General features: G+C 70.8%; 16 protein-coding genes. 12 read left to right on the top strand and 4 right to left on the bottom strand.

The genetic code is table 11. The features are described from left to right. Positions 1-113: 113 nt before the first annotated feature. The 7 genes from ACIPSA_RS46075 (at position 114) to ACIPSA_RS46045 (ending at position 6,532) form a co-directional block, all read left to right on the top strand. The gene (locus ACIPSA_RS46075; RefSeq protein ID WP_402646935.1) at positions 114-1,643 is read left to right on the top strand and encodes an aldehyde dehydrogenase (NADP(+)); all 1,530 of its coding nucleotides are present in this window, start codon (positions 114-116) and stop codon (positions 1,641-1,643) included. Positions 1,644-1,716: 73 nt separating this feature from the next. Continuing rightward, positions 1,717-2,325 (top strand): DUF1349 domain-containing protein, encoded by a 609-nt coding sequence (locus tag ACIPSA_RS46070; protein ID WP_402646933.1) that lies wholly within the window; start codon positions 1,717-1,719, stop codon positions 2,323-2,325. Positions 2,326-2,369: 44 nt separating this feature from the next. Continuing rightward, positions 2,370-2,873 (top strand): GNAT family N-acetyltransferase, encoded by a 504-nt coding sequence (locus ACIPSA_RS46065; RefSeq protein ID WP_402646930.1) that lies wholly within the window; start codon positions 2,370-2,372, stop codon positions 2,871-2,873. A gap of 75 nt (positions 2,874-2,948) precedes the next feature. Beyond that, entirely contained in the window at positions 2,949-3,674 is a 726-nt protein-coding gene (locus tag ACIPSA_RS46060; RefSeq protein WP_402646927.1) for a DsbA family oxidoreductase, read from the top strand. Between the two features lie 96 nt (positions 3,675-3,770). After that, a complete protein-coding gene (locus tag ACIPSA_RS46055) occupies positions 3,771-4,832 on the top strand; it encodes an aminotransferase class V-fold PLP-dependent enzyme (protein ID WP_402646925.1) in 1,062 nt (353 codons plus the stop codon). A gap of 58 nt (positions 4,833-4,890) precedes the next feature. Then, the gene (locus ACIPSA_RS46050; protein WP_402646922.1) at positions 4,891-5,505 is read left to right on the top strand and encodes an RNA polymerase sigma factor; all 615 of its coding nucleotides are present in this window, start codon (positions 4,891-4,893) and stop codon (positions 5,503-5,505) included. Positions 5,506-5,530: 25 nt separating this feature from the next. Beyond that, entirely contained in the window at positions 5,531-6,532 is a 1,002-nt protein-coding gene (locus ACIPSA_RS46045; RefSeq protein WP_402646919.1) for a maleylpyruvate isomerase family mycothiol-dependent enzyme, read from the top strand. Between the two features lie 27 nt (positions 6,533-6,559). On the opposite strand, the gene thpD is transcribed toward ACIPSA_RS46045, so the two are convergent. Genes thpD through ectA form a run of 4 tightly spaced genes read right to left on the bottom strand, consistent with a single transcriptional unit; the run spans position 6,560 to position 9,678 of the window. Then, positions 6,560-7,444, bottom strand: coding sequence for an ectoine hydroxylase (thpD, locus tag ACIPSA_RS46040; RefSeq protein WP_402646917.1), 885 nt, complete (start codon positions 7,442-7,444; stop codon positions 6,560-6,562). Between the two features lie 5 nt (positions 7,445-7,449). Next, positions 7,450-7,854 carry an ectoine synthase gene (locus ACIPSA_RS46035; protein WP_402646914.1) on the bottom strand — a complete coding sequence of 135 codons (405 nt, stop codon included), beginning with the start codon at positions 7,852-7,854 and terminating at the stop codon, positions 7,450-7,452. A 20-nt stretch (positions 7,855-7,874) separates the two neighbouring features. Beyond that, positions 7,875-9,146, bottom strand: a complete 1,272-nt coding sequence (gene ectB / locus ACIPSA_RS46030; protein WP_402646912.1) for a diaminobutyrate--2-oxoglutarate transaminase — start codon at positions 9,144-9,146, stop codon at positions 7,875-7,877. Between the two features lie 13 nt (positions 9,147-9,159). Further along, the gene (gene ectA, locus ACIPSA_RS46025; protein ID WP_402646910.1) at positions 9,160-9,678 is read right to left on the bottom strand and encodes a diaminobutyrate acetyltransferase; all 519 of its coding nucleotides are present in this window, start codon (positions 9,676-9,678) and stop codon (positions 9,160-9,162) included. A gap of 476 nt (positions 9,679-10,154) precedes the next feature. Between ectA and ACIPSA_RS46020 the strand changes: the two genes are divergently transcribed. The 5 genes from ACIPSA_RS46020 (at position 10,155) to ACIPSA_RS46000 (ending at position 14,834) form a co-directional block, all read left to right on the top strand. After that, a complete protein-coding gene (locus ACIPSA_RS46020; RefSeq protein WP_402646907.1) occupies positions 10,155-11,009 on the top strand; it encodes a transporter substrate-binding domain-containing protein in 855 nt (284 codons plus the stop codon). Positions 11,010-11,013: 4 nt separating this feature from the next. Further along, positions 11,014-11,847, top strand: a complete 834-nt coding sequence (locus tag ACIPSA_RS46015; RefSeq protein ID WP_402646904.1) for an amino acid ABC transporter permease — start codon at positions 11,014-11,016, stop codon at positions 11,845-11,847. After that, complete coding sequence (locus ACIPSA_RS46010) at positions 11,844-12,653, top strand: amino acid ABC transporter ATP-binding protein (RefSeq protein ID WP_402646902.1); 810 nt, start codon at positions 11,844-11,846, stop codon at positions 12,651-12,653. Before ACIPSA_RS46015 ends, ACIPSA_RS46010 begins: the two co-directional genes overlap by 4 nt. A gap of 22 nt (positions 12,654-12,675) precedes the next feature. After that, positions 12,676-13,773 carry an amidohydrolase family protein gene (locus tag ACIPSA_RS46005; protein ID WP_402646900.1) on the top strand — a complete coding sequence of 366 codons (1,098 nt, stop codon included), beginning with the start codon at positions 12,676-12,678 and terminating at the stop codon, positions 13,771-13,773. Positions 13,774-13,922: 149 nt separating this feature from the next. Further along, on the top strand, positions 13,923-14,834 hold the full coding sequence (locus tag ACIPSA_RS46000; RefSeq protein ID WP_402646897.1) for an SCO1860 family LAETG-anchored protein: 912 nt from the start codon (positions 13,923-13,925) through the stop codon (positions 14,832-14,834). Positions 14,835-14,915: the final 81 nt, after the last annotated feature.

Genomic DNA, 14,915 nt, shown 5'->3' with positions numbered 1-14,915 from the left:
GCATATTCACCATCAGAGACAGCGTTCAGTATATCGAACATCCCTGGTGAGTGACCTGGAAACTGCGGCATTGCAGCGGCAATGCATCCGCAATGAACGTGGAGGGACCCGCGGTGGCAGCAGCACCAGTCTGGAGCGTCGACCCGCGCACCGGGAAGCAGCGTGAACAGGTTGCGGTGGAGGCCACAGCACAGGAGGTGGACGCCGCCGTCCGGGCCGCCCACGCCGCGCGCGGCTCCCTCGCCGACCGCGCCGTCCGCTCGGCCTTCCTGCGTTCCGCCGCCGCGGGTCTGGACGCGGCCAAGAACCAGCTGGTCGAGGCCGCCGACGCCGAGACAGCCCTGGGTCCGGTCCGGCTGACCGGCGAACTCGCCCGCACCACCTATCAGTTGCGGGCCTTCGCGGACATCGTCGACGAGGGCGCCTTCCTCGACGTCATCATCAACCACCCCGACGACACCGCGACCCCGCCGATCCCGGACCTGCGCCGCTACAAGGTCCCGCTGGGCGTCGTCGCCGTCTACTCGGCGTCCAACTTCCCCTTCGCCTTCTCGGTCGCCGGCGGCGACACCGCGAGCGCGCTGGGCGCGGGCAATCCCGTGGTCGTCAAGGCCCACCCCGACCACCCGGCGCTGTCCGAGCTGGTCGCCAAGGTGCTGCGCCGGGCCGCCGCCGAGCACGGCATCCCGGAGGGCGTGCTCGGGCTGGTGCACGGCTTCGAGGCGGGCGTCGAGCTCATCAAGCACCCGCTGGTCGCGGCGGCCGGCTTCACCGGTTCCGTACGGGGCGGACGTGCCCTCTTCGACGCGGCCGCCGCCCGGCCGGTCCCGATCCCCTTCCACGGGGAGCTGGGCTCCCTGAACCCCGTCGTCATCACCGAGGCCGCGGCCGCCGAGCGTGCCGAGGCCATCGGTACCGGTCTCGCCGGGTCGATGACCCTGGGCGTCGGCCAGTTCTGCGTGAAGCCGGGTCTGGTGCTCGCCCCGGCGGGTGCGGCGGGCGACCAGCTGCTGAAGTCCCTCACCGACGCCGTCAGCAACACCGAGGCCGGGGTCCTCCTCGACCACCGCATGCGGGACAACTTCGTCGCCGGCGTCGCCGAGCGCGCCGGGCTGGACGGCGTCGAGTCCCCGGTGACGCCGGGCGCGGGCGGCGAGCACACGGTGAGCGCGGGCTTCCTGACGGTTCCGGCGAGCAGGCTGGCGGCCGAGGGATCGTACGACCTGCTCCTGGAGGAGTGCTTCGGCCCGGTGACGGTCGTCGCCCGCTACGAGGACGAGAACGAGGCGACCGCCGTCCTGTCCCGGCTGCCCGGCAACCTCACCGCGACCGTGCACCTCTCGACGGAGGAGGCGGCGGGCGAGGGCCGTGGGGCGGAGATCCTGGCGGAGCTGACCCCGCTGGCGGGCCGCGTGCTGGTCAACGGCTGGCCGACGGGCGTCGCGGTCGCACCGGCCCAGCACCACGGCGGTCCGTACCCGGCGACGACCTCCACCTCGACGTCCGTGGGCGGCACGGCCATCGAGCGCTGGCTGCGGCCGGTCGTCTACCAGAACGCCCCCGAGGCGCTGCTCCCCGCGGAGCTGAAGGACGACAACCCGCTCGGCCTGCCCCGCCGCTACGACGGCCGCCTCGAACGCTGAACACCCCTGGCCGAACACCACTGGCCGAACACCCCGGCCCGTGACGGAGATCGGAAGCTGAGACACTCTGGCCATGGACGTGGAACTTCCCGAACTGCCCTTCCCGCTCCGTACATACGGGCCCGACGGCCACTGGTCCTACGAGGACGGCGTCCTCACCGGATGGGCCGGCCCCCGGCAGGACCGGTTCGTGCCGCCCACCGCCGAGGCGCTGGACCCGGCCTCCGACGCGCCCCGGCTGCTCGGGGCGCCGGAGGGGGACTTCCAGCTGATCGCGCGGGTCACCGTGGGCTTCGCCGCCGGCTTCGACGCGGGCGTGCTCTATGTCCACGTCGGCGACCGGGCCTGGGCCAAGCTCTGCCTGGAGTACTCCCCGGATGTGCCCACCGTGTGCACGGTGGTCACCCGGGGACACTCCGACGACGCCAACTCCTTCACCGTGGAAGGCAGTTCGGTGTGGCTGCGGATCAGCCGCACCGGCCGCGCCTTCGCCTTCCACGCCTCGCGCGACGGCGAGCGCTGGACCTTCGTCCGGCTCTTCACCCTGGGCGGGGAGAAGGAGACGGACGCGGCGCTGGTCGGCTTCATGACCCAGTCGCCGATGGGGGAGGGGTGTGTCGTCACGTACGACCACATCGAGTTCAGGCCCGCCTGGCCGGACGACCTGCGGGACGGGAGCTAGGCGGGAACCGGAACCGCACCGGCCCCGGTCACGTCCTCTGTTGCATGATCAGTGAACGAGTGACCGGTGGCCGGGTGATCCGCACGGCCCTGCCCGCCGAAGCCGAGATCATCGCCGACCTGCACTTCCGGGCGCGTTCGACGTACTACCCGGACGGCGTCCCGCAGGACGACTTCGACTGGGCCGAGGCGTGGCGCGGTTCCATCGAGCGCCCCGACGGTCATGTGCTGTGCGTCGTCGAGCAGGGCCGGATCGTCGGCATCGCCTCCTTCCGCACCCCGGAGGACGCCTCCACGGAAACGGTCAAGCTGTTCCAGTTCCACGTCGACCCCGACCGCTGGCGCTCCGGCCTCGGTACGGCCCTGCACACGGCCTGCGTCGAGGAGTGGCGGGCCGACGGCAAGCGGACCGCCGTGCTCGACGTGCACGTGGACAACACGCGTGCCCAGGCCTTCTACGCCCGCCAGGGCTGGGTCCCGGACCCGGAGAACCCGCCCGTCGAGGGAGACCACCACCTGGACCTGCGCTTCTCGGTGCCCGGGGAATGAAACCAGCTGCTTGAACGTTCATGCACTCGGCGGAGGGGGTCTCCGTACCCGAACGAGCTGGAGAGAGCCGAGAGCATGCGCGTCGAAATCTGGTCAGACATCGCCTGTCCCTGGTGCTATGTCGGAAAGGCCCGCTTCGAGAAGGCGCTGGCGGCCTTCCCGCACCGCGACGAGGTCGAGGTGGTGCACCGCTCCTTCGAACTGGACCCGGGCCGCGCCAAGGGCGACGTCCAGCCGGTGATCACCATGCTCACCCGGAAGTACGGCATGAGCGAGGCGCAGGCCCAGGCGGGCGAGGACAACCTGGGGGCACAGGCAGCCGCCGAGGGCCTGGACTACCAGACCCGGGGCCGCGACCACGGCAACACCTTCGACATGCACCGCCTGCTGCACCTCGCCAAGGAACAGGGCAGGCAGGACGAACTGATCCAGATCCTGTACCGGGCCAACTTCGCCGAGGAGCGGTCGGTCTTCACCGAGGGCGACGAGCGGCTGGTGGAGCTCGCCGTCGAGGCGGGCCTGGACGCCGACGCCGTCCGCGAGGTGCTCGCCGACCCGGCCGCGTACGCCGACGAGGTCCGCGCCGACGAGCGCGAGGCCGCCGAGCTCGGCGCGAACGGCGTGCCCTTCTTCGTCCTCGACCGCAAGTTCGGCGTCTCCGGCGCCCAGCCCGCCGAGCTCTTCACCCAGGCACTGAGCCAGGCCTGGGGCGAGCGTTCCCCGCTGAAGCTGGTCGGGACAGGTGACCAAGGGGACGGGGCGGCATGCGGCCCGGACGGGTGCGCGGTGCCGCAGCACTGAAAACCGCAGGTCGGCGCGGACGTATAAGCGTTCCTAAGCGGATCCACGCAAAAATCCGCAATGGACCACGACTTCATCGGGCCGCAGAGTGGACCCATGGAGACCACGGAGACGTTCGAGAGCCTCGTCCGCGCCGAGTTCACCCCGAAGACGACCTACCTCAACACCGCCAGCAACAGCCTGCTGCCGGCCCGTACCGTCACCGCCCTGCACGAGGCGGCGCTGCTGCGGGCCGAGGGCCGGCCGCTGACCCCGCTGTACGAGGACGTGGAGGCATGCCGGGCCGCATACGCCCGGCTCGCCGGAGTCCCGGCCACCCGGGTCGCGGCGGGCGCCTCGGTCGCCGCACACACCGGGGTGATCGCCGCCTCGCTGCCCGCCGGCGCCGAGGTCCTCACCGCCGAGGACGACTTCACCTCCGTGCTGAACCCGTTCCACGTCCGCGGCGACCTCAAGGTCCGCTCGGTGCCGCTGGAGCGCATCGTCGAGTCCGTCCGCCCGGGCACCACGCTGGTCGCGGTCAGCGCCGCCCAGTCGGCGGACGGCCGCGTCGCCGACCTGCCCGCCCTGCGGGAGGCCGCCCGCGAGCACGGGGCACGCACCTACGTCGACTTCTCCCAGGCCGCGGGCTGGCTGCCGATGGACGCGGGTGCCTACGACTTCACCGCCGCCGTCTCCTTCAAGTGGCTGCTCGGCCCGCACGGCACGGCCTTCCTCACTGTCCCCGAGGACTTCGGCGGGCTGACCCCGCTGCTCGCGGGCTGGACCGCGGGAGAGAAGCCGTGGGACAGCTGTTACGGCCCGGTCGCCGAACTCGCCCACTCCGCCCGGCGCTTCGACCTCACCCACGCCCTGTTCACCTTCGCGGGCCTGCGCCGTTCGCTCGACCTGATCGAGGAACTCGGCGTGGCCGCCGTCCACGCCCACGACGTGGCCCTCGCCGACCGGTTCCGGGCCGGGCTCGCGACGCTCGGCCACGCGCCCGTGCCCGCCCCCGGCTCGGCGATCGTCTCGGTCCCCGGGCTCGGTGACCGCCAGCCCGAGCTGAGCCGCGCCGGCATCGAACTCTCCAACCGCGCGGGCAACCTGCGCGCCTCCTTCCACCTGTACAACACGTCCGCCGACGTCGACCGTCTGCTGGACGTCCTGTCGGGCTGACCCACTGGCGCGGGCCGCCCCGGGACGCTAGGAAAGGCACCGGGGGGTGGTGGTGCCGGTGACCGACTCCGCAGACAACACGGACAAAGGGTCCGCCGATGCCGACCTGCACCGGCGGCTGGTCTACGGCGACGAGACCGCGCTGGCCGAGGCGTACACGGCGTACGGCGGGCTGGTGCGGCGGGTCGCCGTACGGGTCACCCGCAGCCCGGCCGCCGCCGAGGAGGTGGCGCAGGAGGTCTTCGCCCACCTGTGGAGCAGACCGTACGCCTTCGACGCGCGCCGTGGCTCGCTGCGCACCTGGCTCTCCGTGCTGGCCCACCGGCGGGCCGTGGACTGGGTGCGCGGCGAGGCCCGGCACCGCAAGGACGTCCGCGCCGACGACGCCGAACTGCACGCCATCCCGGAGCCCGGCCCCGGCCCCGACGAAACCGTCGTGGACCGTGAACGCTCCCTGCTCCTGCACTCCGCCCTCGCCGAACTCCCGCAGCCCCAGCGGGAGGTGGTCCACCTCGCCTACTTCGCGGGCCGCAGCTACCGGCAGGCGGCGGTGGAACTGGGCATTCCCGAGGGCACCGCCAAGACCCGGCTGCGCACCGCGCTGCGCACCTTGGCCGCGTCCCTGGCGGATTTGGCCGACCCGCAGGATCCGGCGCTGGAAAGGGGCGCATGATGGCTGGGGAAGGAGGCGCGCGGTGATGACCGAACACGACGGCGTACGGGACCTGCTGGCCGCCTGGGCCTTCGGTGCTCTGCCGCCCGCGGAGGAGAGAACGGTTCCCCCGCACCTGGCCGAGTGCGAGACCTGCGCGGCGGAAGCGGAACGGCTGCGGGAGACGGTACGACTCCTGGACGGCCCTGCCCGGAACGGCACCGGCGACCGGCCCGGCAACGGTGTGCTCTTGGCCGCCCTCTCCCGGCGGCGCCCCACCGCGACCCGAGTGGCCGGACACGCCGCCCCCTACGCCGCCGCCGTCTCCGCTCTGGCCGCGCTCCTGCCCGAGGCCGACGCACGGTGGGACACCCCCGTGGTCCACGACTGGGACGTGCACGCGACCGTCGCCCATCTCCTCGCCGCCGACGAGCACCTGGCCCTGCCGCTCGGCCTCGACGCGCGGGTGCCGCTCTCCCCGGCCGAGGGCGCGGGCTGGGAGGACGCCTGGAGCCGGCGGACCGCCGACGTGATCGCCCACGAGCGCGGCCGCGCCCCGGATCAGACCGTCGAGGCCTGGTCCGCGCAGGCGCACGCCCTGCTCGGCACGCCCGAGGCCCGCGACCCCGGGCGCGCCGCCCGCGCCGTGACACTGATGGGCGTACGGCTGCCGGTGGCCGACCACTTCCTGGTGCGGGCCTTCGAGACCTGGATCCACACCGACGACATCGGCAGCGCCCTCGGGCTCGCCGTCCCGCCGCCGCCCGAGCAGCACCTGAGCCGACTGGTCCGCCTGGCCGTGCGCATCCTCGGCTGGGCCCTCGGCCCCGCCGCCCCACCGGTGCTCTTCTCGGTCACCGGCGGGGAGGAGTGGGTCCTCGGCTCCGAGGACGAGCCGGTGCGCGCCGAACTCGCCCTGGACCCGGTCGACTTCTGCCTGCTCATCGGCGGCCGGTACGCCCCCGACGCCGTCCCGCGCGGCAGCGCGGGCGACGAGGGGGCCGTACGGCACGTACTGGAGCGGGCGGCCTCCCTGGCCTGGCTGTAGCCGAACGCAGCAGCTCGCAGCGGCAGCTCAGCGCACCGGAGTGAAGTCCCGCGCCCCGATGAACTCCGGCCGCCGTACCGGAGCCGCGAAGGGCTCGACCGCCGCGTTCTCCACGCTGTTGAACACGATGAAGACGTTGCTGCGCGGGAACGGCGTGATGTTGTCGCCGGACCCGTGCATGCAGTTGCAGTCGAACCAGGTCGCGGAACCGGCCCTGCCGGTGAAGAGCCTGATGCCGTACTCGCCCGCCATGCCGGTCAGCGCCTCGTCGGACGGCGTGCCCGCGTCCTGCATCTGCAGCGACTTCTTGTAGTTGTCCTCGGGTGTCGCTCCCGCACACCCGAGGAACGTCCGGTGCGAGCCCGGCATGATCATGAGCCCGCCGTTGGTGTCGAGGTTCTCGGTCAGCGCGACCGACACGGACACCGTCCGCATGTTCGGCAGACCGTCCTCCGCGTGCCAGGTCTCGAAGTCCGAGTGCCAGTAGAACCCGCCGGCCCCGAACCCCGGCTTGACGTTGATCCGGGACTGGTGGACGTACACGTCCGAGCCGAGGATCTGCCGGGCCCGCCCGACGACCCGCTCGTCCCGTACCAGGGCGGCGAACACCTCGCTGATCCGGTGCACTTCGAAGACGGAGCGGATCTCCTTGGACTTCGGCTCCACGATCGACCGCTCGTCGGCGCGGATCGCCGGATCCGACACCAGCCGGTCCAACTCCCGCCGGTAGACGGCCGTTTCGTCATCGGTGATCAACTGGTCGACGGTGAGGAAGCCGTCGCGCTCGTACGCCTGGAGACCGGCGGTCGGGATCGGGCCAGGAGTGTCGGGGGCGCCCCAGACGACGGGGTCCTGGCGCGGCACGGACACCTCGGCGGCGCCGCGGCTGGGGTAGAGATCGGTGACGGTCATGGTCCTCACACCTCCTCGGGTTCGGTGAGCAGGGGGTAGACGCCGTTCTCGTCGTGGTCCTCCCGGCCGGTCACGGGCGGGTTGAACACACAGATGCAGCGGAAGTCCTCCTGGACGCGGAGCGTGTGCCGCTCGTGCCCGTCGAGGAGGTACATGGTCCCGGCGGTGATGGAGTACGTCCTCCCGGTCTCGTGGTCGGTGAGTTCGGCCGCGCCCTCGACGCACACGACGGCCTCGACGTGGTTCGCGTACCACATCGACGTCTCCGTCCCCGCGTACAGGACGGTCTCGTGGAGGGAGAAGCCGACCCGCTCCCGGGCGAGGACGATGCGCTTGCTCTCCCAGGTGCCGGACGCCGACCTCACATGCCGGTCGGTGCCTTCGATGTCCTTGAACGAACGGACGATCACGGTGGTGCACAGCCTCCTTGCTAGACGGTTTCGCGAACGGCGCGGGCGAGGACGCTCAGTCCCTCGTCCAGTTCGTCGGGGGTGACGGTGAGGGCGGGCAGCAGCTTGACGACCTCGCCCTGAGGGCCGGACGTCTCGATGAGCAGCCCGAGTTCGAAGGCGCGCCGCGCGACCCGGTCGGCGCGTTCCCTGTCGTGGAACTCCAGGCCCCACACGAGCCCCCGGCCCCGGTACTCCTTCACGTCGGCGACGTTCTCCTCGGTGACGGCGACGAGCGCCTGCTCGATCCGCTCGCCGCGGGCCCGGGTCTGCTTCTCCATGGCGGAGCCGTCGGCCCAGTACGTCTCCAGGGCCGCGGTGGCGGTGACGAACGCGGGATTGTTGCCGCGGAAGGTGCCGTTGTGCTCGCCCGGCTCCCAGATGTCCAGCTCGGGCCTGAACAGGCACAACGACATGGGCAGTCCGTATCCGCTGATGGACTTCGACACGGTGACGATGTCGGGCACGATCCCGGCCTCCTCGAAGGAGAAGAAGGCCCCGGTGCGCCCGCATCCCATCTGGATGTCGTCGACGATCAGCAGCATGTCCTGCCGCTCGCACAGCCCGGCCAGGGCCCGCAGCCACTCCGGACGCGCGACGTTGATCCCGCCCTCGCCCTGCACGGTCTCCACGATCACGGCGGCCGGCTTGTTGAGCCCGGACCCCTGGTCCTCCAGGAGCCGCTCGAACCAGAGGAAGTCGGGGACCGTGCCGTCGAAGTAGTTGTCGAACGGCATGGGCGTCCCGTGCACCAGCGGTATCCCGGCGCCGGCCCGCTTGAAGGCGTTGCCGGTCACGGCCAGCGAGCCGAGGGACATTCCGTGGAAGGCGTTGGTGAACGACACGATCGCCTCGCGTCCCTTCACCTTCCGGGCCAGCTTCAGCGCGGACTCGACCGCGTTGGTGCCGGTCGGCCCCGGGAACATGACCTTGTACGGCAGGTCGCGGGGGCGCAGCACCAGATCCTGGAAGGTCTGCAGGAAGGACCGCTTGGCCGTGGTGGACATGTCGAGCCCGTGGGTGACCCCGTCCCGCGTCAGGTAGTCGATCAACGCCCGTTTGAGAACGGGGTTGTTGTGCCCGTAGTTGAGCGAGCCCGCGCCGGCGAAGAAGTCGAGGTACCGGTGCCCGTCCTCGTCGTACATCAGGCTGCCCCGCGCACGGTCGAAGACGGTGGGCCAGCCGCGGCAGTAGCTGCGCACCTCGGACTCCAGGGTCTCGAAGACGCTGAGGTCGGGCTGGGTGATGGTCACGGTTGATCGCTCCTCAGTGCGACGGGTGGGGGGTCAGCGGCCCGATGCGGTACAGGACCTCGGGCTCGTGCGGGCCGTCGGGGAACAGGCCCGCGTCGAACAGCACCTCGCGGGTGACGGAGGCGCCGTGCCGTGCGGCGTACGAGGTGAAGAGGCGCTCGGAGGCGGTGTTGTCCGGGGTGATGGTCGTCTCGACGCGGGTGATCCCGCGTTCGGCGCCGAGCCGCGCGGTCAGCCCGTCGAGCAGGGCGGCGGCGATCCCGCGACCCCGGTGTGCCGCGTCGACCGCCACCTGCCAGACGAGCAGGGTGCGCGGGCGCTCCGGCCGTATGTACCCGGTCACGAACCCGACCGGGCCCCCGCCCGCCCCGCGCGCCACCGCCGATGTGCCGGCGAAGTCCCGGCACCACAGCAGATAGCTGTACGAGGAGTTCAGATCGAGGGTTCCGGAATCCTTGGCGAGACGCCAGAGCGCGGCCCCGTCCGTCACCTCCGGACGGTCGATGAGCAGGTCTGCTTGTGCGGCAGTCATGCGGCTTGAATTTAGCGAGGCAAATTCGAAAATGCACGGACAGGAGTTTCGTGAGCTCGACGACCGGTGAAGAAATGTGCCGTTTTATACCGCACAAAAGCGGGCGAATGCTTCTGTTGTGTGGAGTGTGTCACAGGGTTGAAACCCGGACGAAATTCCCCCTGTTTAGCTCCGCAAAATGCGGGCAGAAGAACTCGGGAAAGCTATCGCCGGAAAGGGATTTCGGAATTGCTTTGAATTCATGCCCCGGTTGCTCCGTCGATACGCTGCCGCAGGATGGGCGCGTCGGGCCCGGCGAACGCCCGAACGGCCCCCTGATCCCGATCCCGGTCTCCGGGGCCTCGACGGTGTCAGGCCGATCACTCCTCCGACCGGCGACTTCCCAGGCCCGACGACCCCGAAGCCATGGGTTTGGTTTGAGGAACTCAAACTTCTCCTTATAATCGGAACCCACAGTTCCATCACAGGAGATCCCCATGAACACGCTCCTCGCGCGCCGGACCCGCGTTCTGGCCGCCACCACCGCGACGGCCGGGCTGCTGCTCGTGGCCGGCTGCTCCTCGAGTGACGGCGGGAGCGGCAAGACCACCGTCAAGGGGGTCCACCTGGTCAAGGCGGGCCAGCTGACCACCTGCACCCACCTGCCGTACCCGCCCTTCCAGTCGGAGATCGACGGCAAGGTGCAGGGCTTCGACGTGTCGCTGATCGACCTCGTCGCCAAGAACCTCGGTGTGAAGCAGCAGATCGTCGACACGCCGTTCGAGAACTTCAAGACGGGCGCGTTCCTGAACTCCGGCCAGTGCGACCTGGCCGCCGCCGGCATGACGATCACGGCCGAGCGCAAGAAGAACGTCGACTTCTCGGACCCGTACTTCGACGCCACCCAGGCCGTCCTCGTCGACAAGAAGAGCGGCATCAACTCGCTCGCCGACGTCAAGGCCAAGGGCAAGAAGCTCGGCGCCCAGGCGCAGACCACCGGCGAGGACTACGCGAAGAGCAAGGGCTACGACCCGATCTCCTTCGAGTCCTCCGACGCGGTCCTCAACGGGCTGCGCACCGGACAGGTCCAGGCCGTCGTCATCGACTATCCGGTGGTCCAGGGCTGGCTGAAGGACAAGGCCAACGCCGACGCCTTCAAGGTGGTCGACAACCTCAACACCGGCGAGCAGTACGGCTTCACGGTGAAGAAGGGCAACGCCGAGCTGCGCGCCGCCATCAACAAGGCGCTCGCGGACGCCAAGGCCGACGGCACGTACAAGAAGCTCTACGAGCAGTGGATCGGCCCGTACACCGCGTCCGCGTCCGCCTCCACCTCGCCCTCCGCCTCCTGACCCCATGGCCGGCACAGACGTACCACTCCAGCCGAAGAAAAAGGGTCTGACCCGGCGCCAGAAGCGCAGTCTGTCCCGGGGCGTGCAGTACACCGTCTTCGTGGCCGCCGTGATCGCCTTCGCGGTCGCGGCGGACTGGGGACGGCTGCAGAACCAGTTCGCGCAGCCGGACATCGCCAGGCAGATGTTCCCCGACGTCATCACGCTGGCGCTGAAGAACACCGTGCTCTACACGGTGTCCGGCTTCGTGGTCGGAGTGGCCCTCGGTCTGGTCGTCGCGCTGATGCGGCTGTCGTCCGTGGGCCCGTACCGCTGGGTCGCGAGCGTCTACATCGAGGTCTTCCGCGGCCTGCCCGCACTGCTGATCTTCGTCTTCATCGGCGTGGCCGTCCCGCTGGCCTTCCCCGGCACGGAGATTCCCGGCGGCACCTACGGCAAGGCGGCCCTCGGGCTCGGCCTGATCGGGGCCGCCTACATGGCGGAGACCTTCCGCGCGGGCATCCAGGCGGTCCCCAAGGGGCAGATGGAAGCGGCCCGCTCGCTGGGCTTCTCACCCGCCCGCGCGATGGTCTCGATCATCATCCCGCAGGCGTTCCGGATCATCCTGCCGCCGCTCACCAACGAGTTCATCATGCTCTTCAAGGACTCCTCCCTGGTCCTGCTCCTGGGTGTGACCCTGGAGGAGCGCGAACTGTCCAAGTTCGGCCGTGACCTGGCCAGCACGACCGCCAACTCCACGCCGATCCTGGTGGCGGGTCTGTGCTACCTGCTCGTCACGATCCCACTCGGCTTCGTCGCGCGGCGTCTGGAGGCCAATGCCCAGGAGGCCGTCAAGTGAGCACCCCCGTCATCCCTGGCACCGCTGAGATCCAGGTCCGCGGCCTGCACAAGTCCTTCGGCGACAACGAGGTGCTGCGCGGCATCGACCTGGAGATCGCCCAGGGCGAGGTCGTCTGCGTGATCGGCCCGTCCGGCTCCGGCAAGTCGACCCTCCTGCGCTGCGTCAACCTTCTGGAGGAACCCACCAAGGGCCAGGTCTTCGTCGGCGGCACCGAGGTCACCGACCCCGACGTCGACATCGACGCCGTACGCCGCCGTATCGGCATGGTGTTCCAGCAGTTCAACCTGTTCCCGCACCTGTCGGTGACCGAGAACCTCACCCTGCCGCAGCGCCGGGTGCTCCGGCGGGACAAGGCCACGGCCGCCCGGATCGCCGCCGAGAACCTGGAGCGGGTCGGCCTGTCCGAGAAGGCGGACGCCTACCCGTCCTCCCTCTCCGGCGGCCAGCAGCAGCGCGTCGCCATCGCCCGCTCGCTGGCCATGGGCCCCGAGGTCATGCTGTTCGACGAGCCGACCTCGGCGCTCGACCCCGAGCTGGTGGGAGACGTCCTCGCCGTCATGCGCATGCTCGCCAACGAGGGCATGACCATGATGGTCGTCACCCATGAGATGACCTTCGCCCGCGAGGTCGCCGACCGGGTCGTCTTCATGGACGGCGGTGTGATCGTCGAGGAAGGCAGCCCCGGCCAGGTCATCGGCGACCCCCGGCACGAACGCACCCGCCACTTCCTCTCCCGCCTCCTCGACCCCGCGATGGCGGACGTCGAGGAGGAGACCTCCGACCAGGTGGGCAAGGACGGCTGACCCGTTCATTAAGGTGCGGTACATGAGCGATCACGCGGTGCTGCACGTGAAGGGGCGGATCCTCGTCGGTCCGTACGACGAGAGTGTCCGCGACGAGCTGTGGGTCGTCGGCGGACGGATCTCTTACGACCGTCCCGCCGGCGCCCAGGACGTCCGGACCGTCGAGGGCTGGGCGCTGCCCGGCCTCGTCGACGCCCACTGCCATGTGGGCCTCGGCGCCCACGGCCCGGTCGACGCCGACGTCGCGGAGAAGCAGGCGCTGACCGACCGCGAGGCGGGCACCCTGCTCATCCGGGACGCGGGCTCACCCTCCGACACCCGCTGGGTCGACGACCGCGAGGACCTCCCGAAGATCATCCGGGCCGGCCGGCACATCGCCCGTACCCGTCGCTACATAAGGAACTACGCGCACGAGATCGAGCCGGACGAGCTGGTCGCGTACGTCTCTCAGGAGGCCCGGCGCGGTGACGGCTGGGTGAAGCTGGTCGGCGACTGGATCGACCGCGATCTCGGCGACCTGTCGGCCTGCTGGCCGCGGGAGGCGGTGGAGGCGGCGATCGCGGAGGCCCACCGCCTGGGCGCCCGCGTCACCGCACACTGCTTCGCCGAGAGCTCGCTGCGGGACCTGGTCGAGGCGGGCATCGACTGCATCGAACACGCCACGGGCCTGACCGAGGACCTGATCCCCCTGTTCGCCGAGCGCGGCGTCGCGATCGTGCCCACCCTCGTCAACATCGCCACCTTCCCCAAGCTGGCCGACGGCGGCGAGTCCAGGTTCCCGCGCTGGTCCGCGCACATGCGGCGACTGCACGAGCGGCGCTACGACACGGTGCGCGGCGCGTACGACGCCGGGATCCCGGTGTACGTCGGCACGGACGCCGGGGGTTCGCTGGCGCACGGCCTGGTCGCGGGCGAGGTCGCGGAACTGGTCACCGCCGGCATCCCGCCGGTCGACGCCCTGTCGGCGACGGCCTGGGGTGCCCGGAAGTGGCTCGGGCGGCCCGGTCTGGAGGAGGGGGCTCCGGCAGACCTGGTGGTGTACGAGGGCGATCCGCGGGCGGACGTACGGGTGCTGGCGGCACCGCGACGGGTGGTGCTGAACGGGCGGGTCGTCGAGTAGGGGAGCGTAGGGGAACGCTTGTGCCGGGGGATTCGAAAGGGTTGGCGGAAAGTCCACTATGGAGTGAAGTAACGCAGGATTGCTGACCGTTCACCCACAGTGCGTAATTCTTGCCGGGTCCCGAGCAAGTCTCGTCTGGGGGTCCCACCTTGAACGGCAACAACTTCCGCATGCCCGCACGCCGTCTCGCGACCGTCGCGACGGCCACGGCCCTCGCCGCGGGTCCCGCGGTACTGGCCGGCGCGGGCTCCGCGCACGCGACCACCGACCACGGTCGCGCGAGCGCCGTCGTTCTGCGCACCGGGCTCGATGTGTCCCTGCTCGACAAGTCCGTGAACGTCCCGCTCGCGGTCTCGCTCGACGAGGTCCAGGCACCGCAGAGCGCGGAGAAGACCGCGCTGACCACCCGGATCGACGGCGTGGCCGGCGGAAAGCCGTTCGCCGTGCTGGGCGCGGACGTCGCCGCGGCGAAGGCTACGGTGTCCGCGAGCCGCGCCGAGGGCTCCGTCCGCCTCGCCCACGCCGAGCTCCACGTTCCCGGTCTGCCCCTGCTCTCCCTCGTCGAGGTCGACGCGGTCACCGCCAAGGCGACCTGCGAGGCCGACAAGACGCCCGTGGCCTCGTCCCATGTGCCAGGCACGGTGACGGTGCTCGGGAAGAGGGTGACACTCACCGCGGGCGGCCCGACGGACGTGAAGGTGCCCGGGGTCGGTGAGGTGCGTCTCGATCTCTCCCAGCGGGAGACCACGTCCCGCACGGCCGCCGCCACCGCCCTGGAACTCAAGGTCTCCGTCAATCCGCTGAAGCTCAACGTGGCCGATGTTGAAGGAACGTTGACCCTGGCCAAGGCGACCTGTGAGAGCCCTGCCGGCCCGGCGAAGTCCGTCTCCGTTTCGCCGAGCGCCGATCCGGCGGCCGACGTCAAGGCGCAGGGTGCTCCGGCCGAGGCGGATCTCGCGGAGACCGGTGGTGGCTCGACGACGCCCTACGTCGTCGGCGGGGCGCTCGCGCTGGTCGTGGCGGGCGGGGGAGCGGTGGTGGTGGCCCGTCGGCGGGGCTGAGCGACGGGAGGGTTTCGCCCCCGCCGCCCCTGCCCTTCCCGTCCCTGGGGGCTGCTGCCCCCAGACCCCCGCTTCGGCCTG

Origin of the sequence: Streptomyces sp. NPDC086549, from assembly GCF_044746205.1 — a bacterium.
Classification (GTDB): domain Bacteria; phylum Actinomycetota; class Actinomycetes; order Streptomycetales; family Streptomycetaceae; genus Streptomyces.
This window is presented reverse-complemented; position numbering and strand designations above follow the sequence as displayed.

What these genes read in the sequence shown, in the direction of transcription:
- ACIPSA_RS46070 (WP_402646933.1), top strand. Translation starts at nt 1,717, where the DNA reads ATGGACGTGGAACTTCCCGAACTGCCCTTCCCGCTCCGTACATACGGG.
- ACIPSA_RS46065 (WP_402646930.1), top strand. Translation starts at nt 2,370, where the DNA reads ATGATCAGTGAACGAGTGACCGGTGGCCGGGTGATCCGCACGGCCCTG.
- ACIPSA_RS46060 (WP_402646927.1), top strand. Translation starts at nt 2,949, where the DNA reads ATGCGCGTCGAAATCTGGTCAGACATCGCCTGTCCCTGGTGCTATGTC.
- ACIPSA_RS46055 (WP_402646925.1), top strand. Translation starts at nt 3,771, where the DNA reads ATGGAGACCACGGAGACGTTCGAGAGCCTCGTCCGCGCCGAGTTCACC.
- ACIPSA_RS46045 (WP_402646919.1), top strand. Translation starts at nt 5,531, where the DNA reads ATGACCGAACACGACGGCGTACGGGACCTGCTGGCCGCCTGGGCCTTC.
- thpD (WP_402646917.1), bottom strand. Translation starts at nt 7,444, where the DNA reads ATGACCGTCACCGATCTCTACCCCAGCCGCGGCGCCGCCGAGGTGTCC.
- ectA (WP_402646910.1), bottom strand. Translation starts at nt 9,678, where the DNA reads ATGACTGCCGCACAAGCAGACCTGCTCATCGACCGTCCGGAGGTGACG.
- ACIPSA_RS46020 (WP_402646907.1), top strand. Translation starts at nt 10,155, where the DNA reads ATGAACACGCTCCTCGCGCGCCGGACCCGCGTTCTGGCCGCCACCACC.
- ACIPSA_RS46015 (WP_402646904.1), top strand. Translation starts at nt 11,014, where the DNA reads ATGGCCGGCACAGACGTACCACTCCAGCCGAAGAAAAAGGGTCTGACC.
- ACIPSA_RS46005 (WP_402646900.1), top strand. Translation starts at nt 12,676, where the DNA reads ATGAGCGATCACGCGGTGCTGCACGTGAAGGGGCGGATCCTCGTCGGT.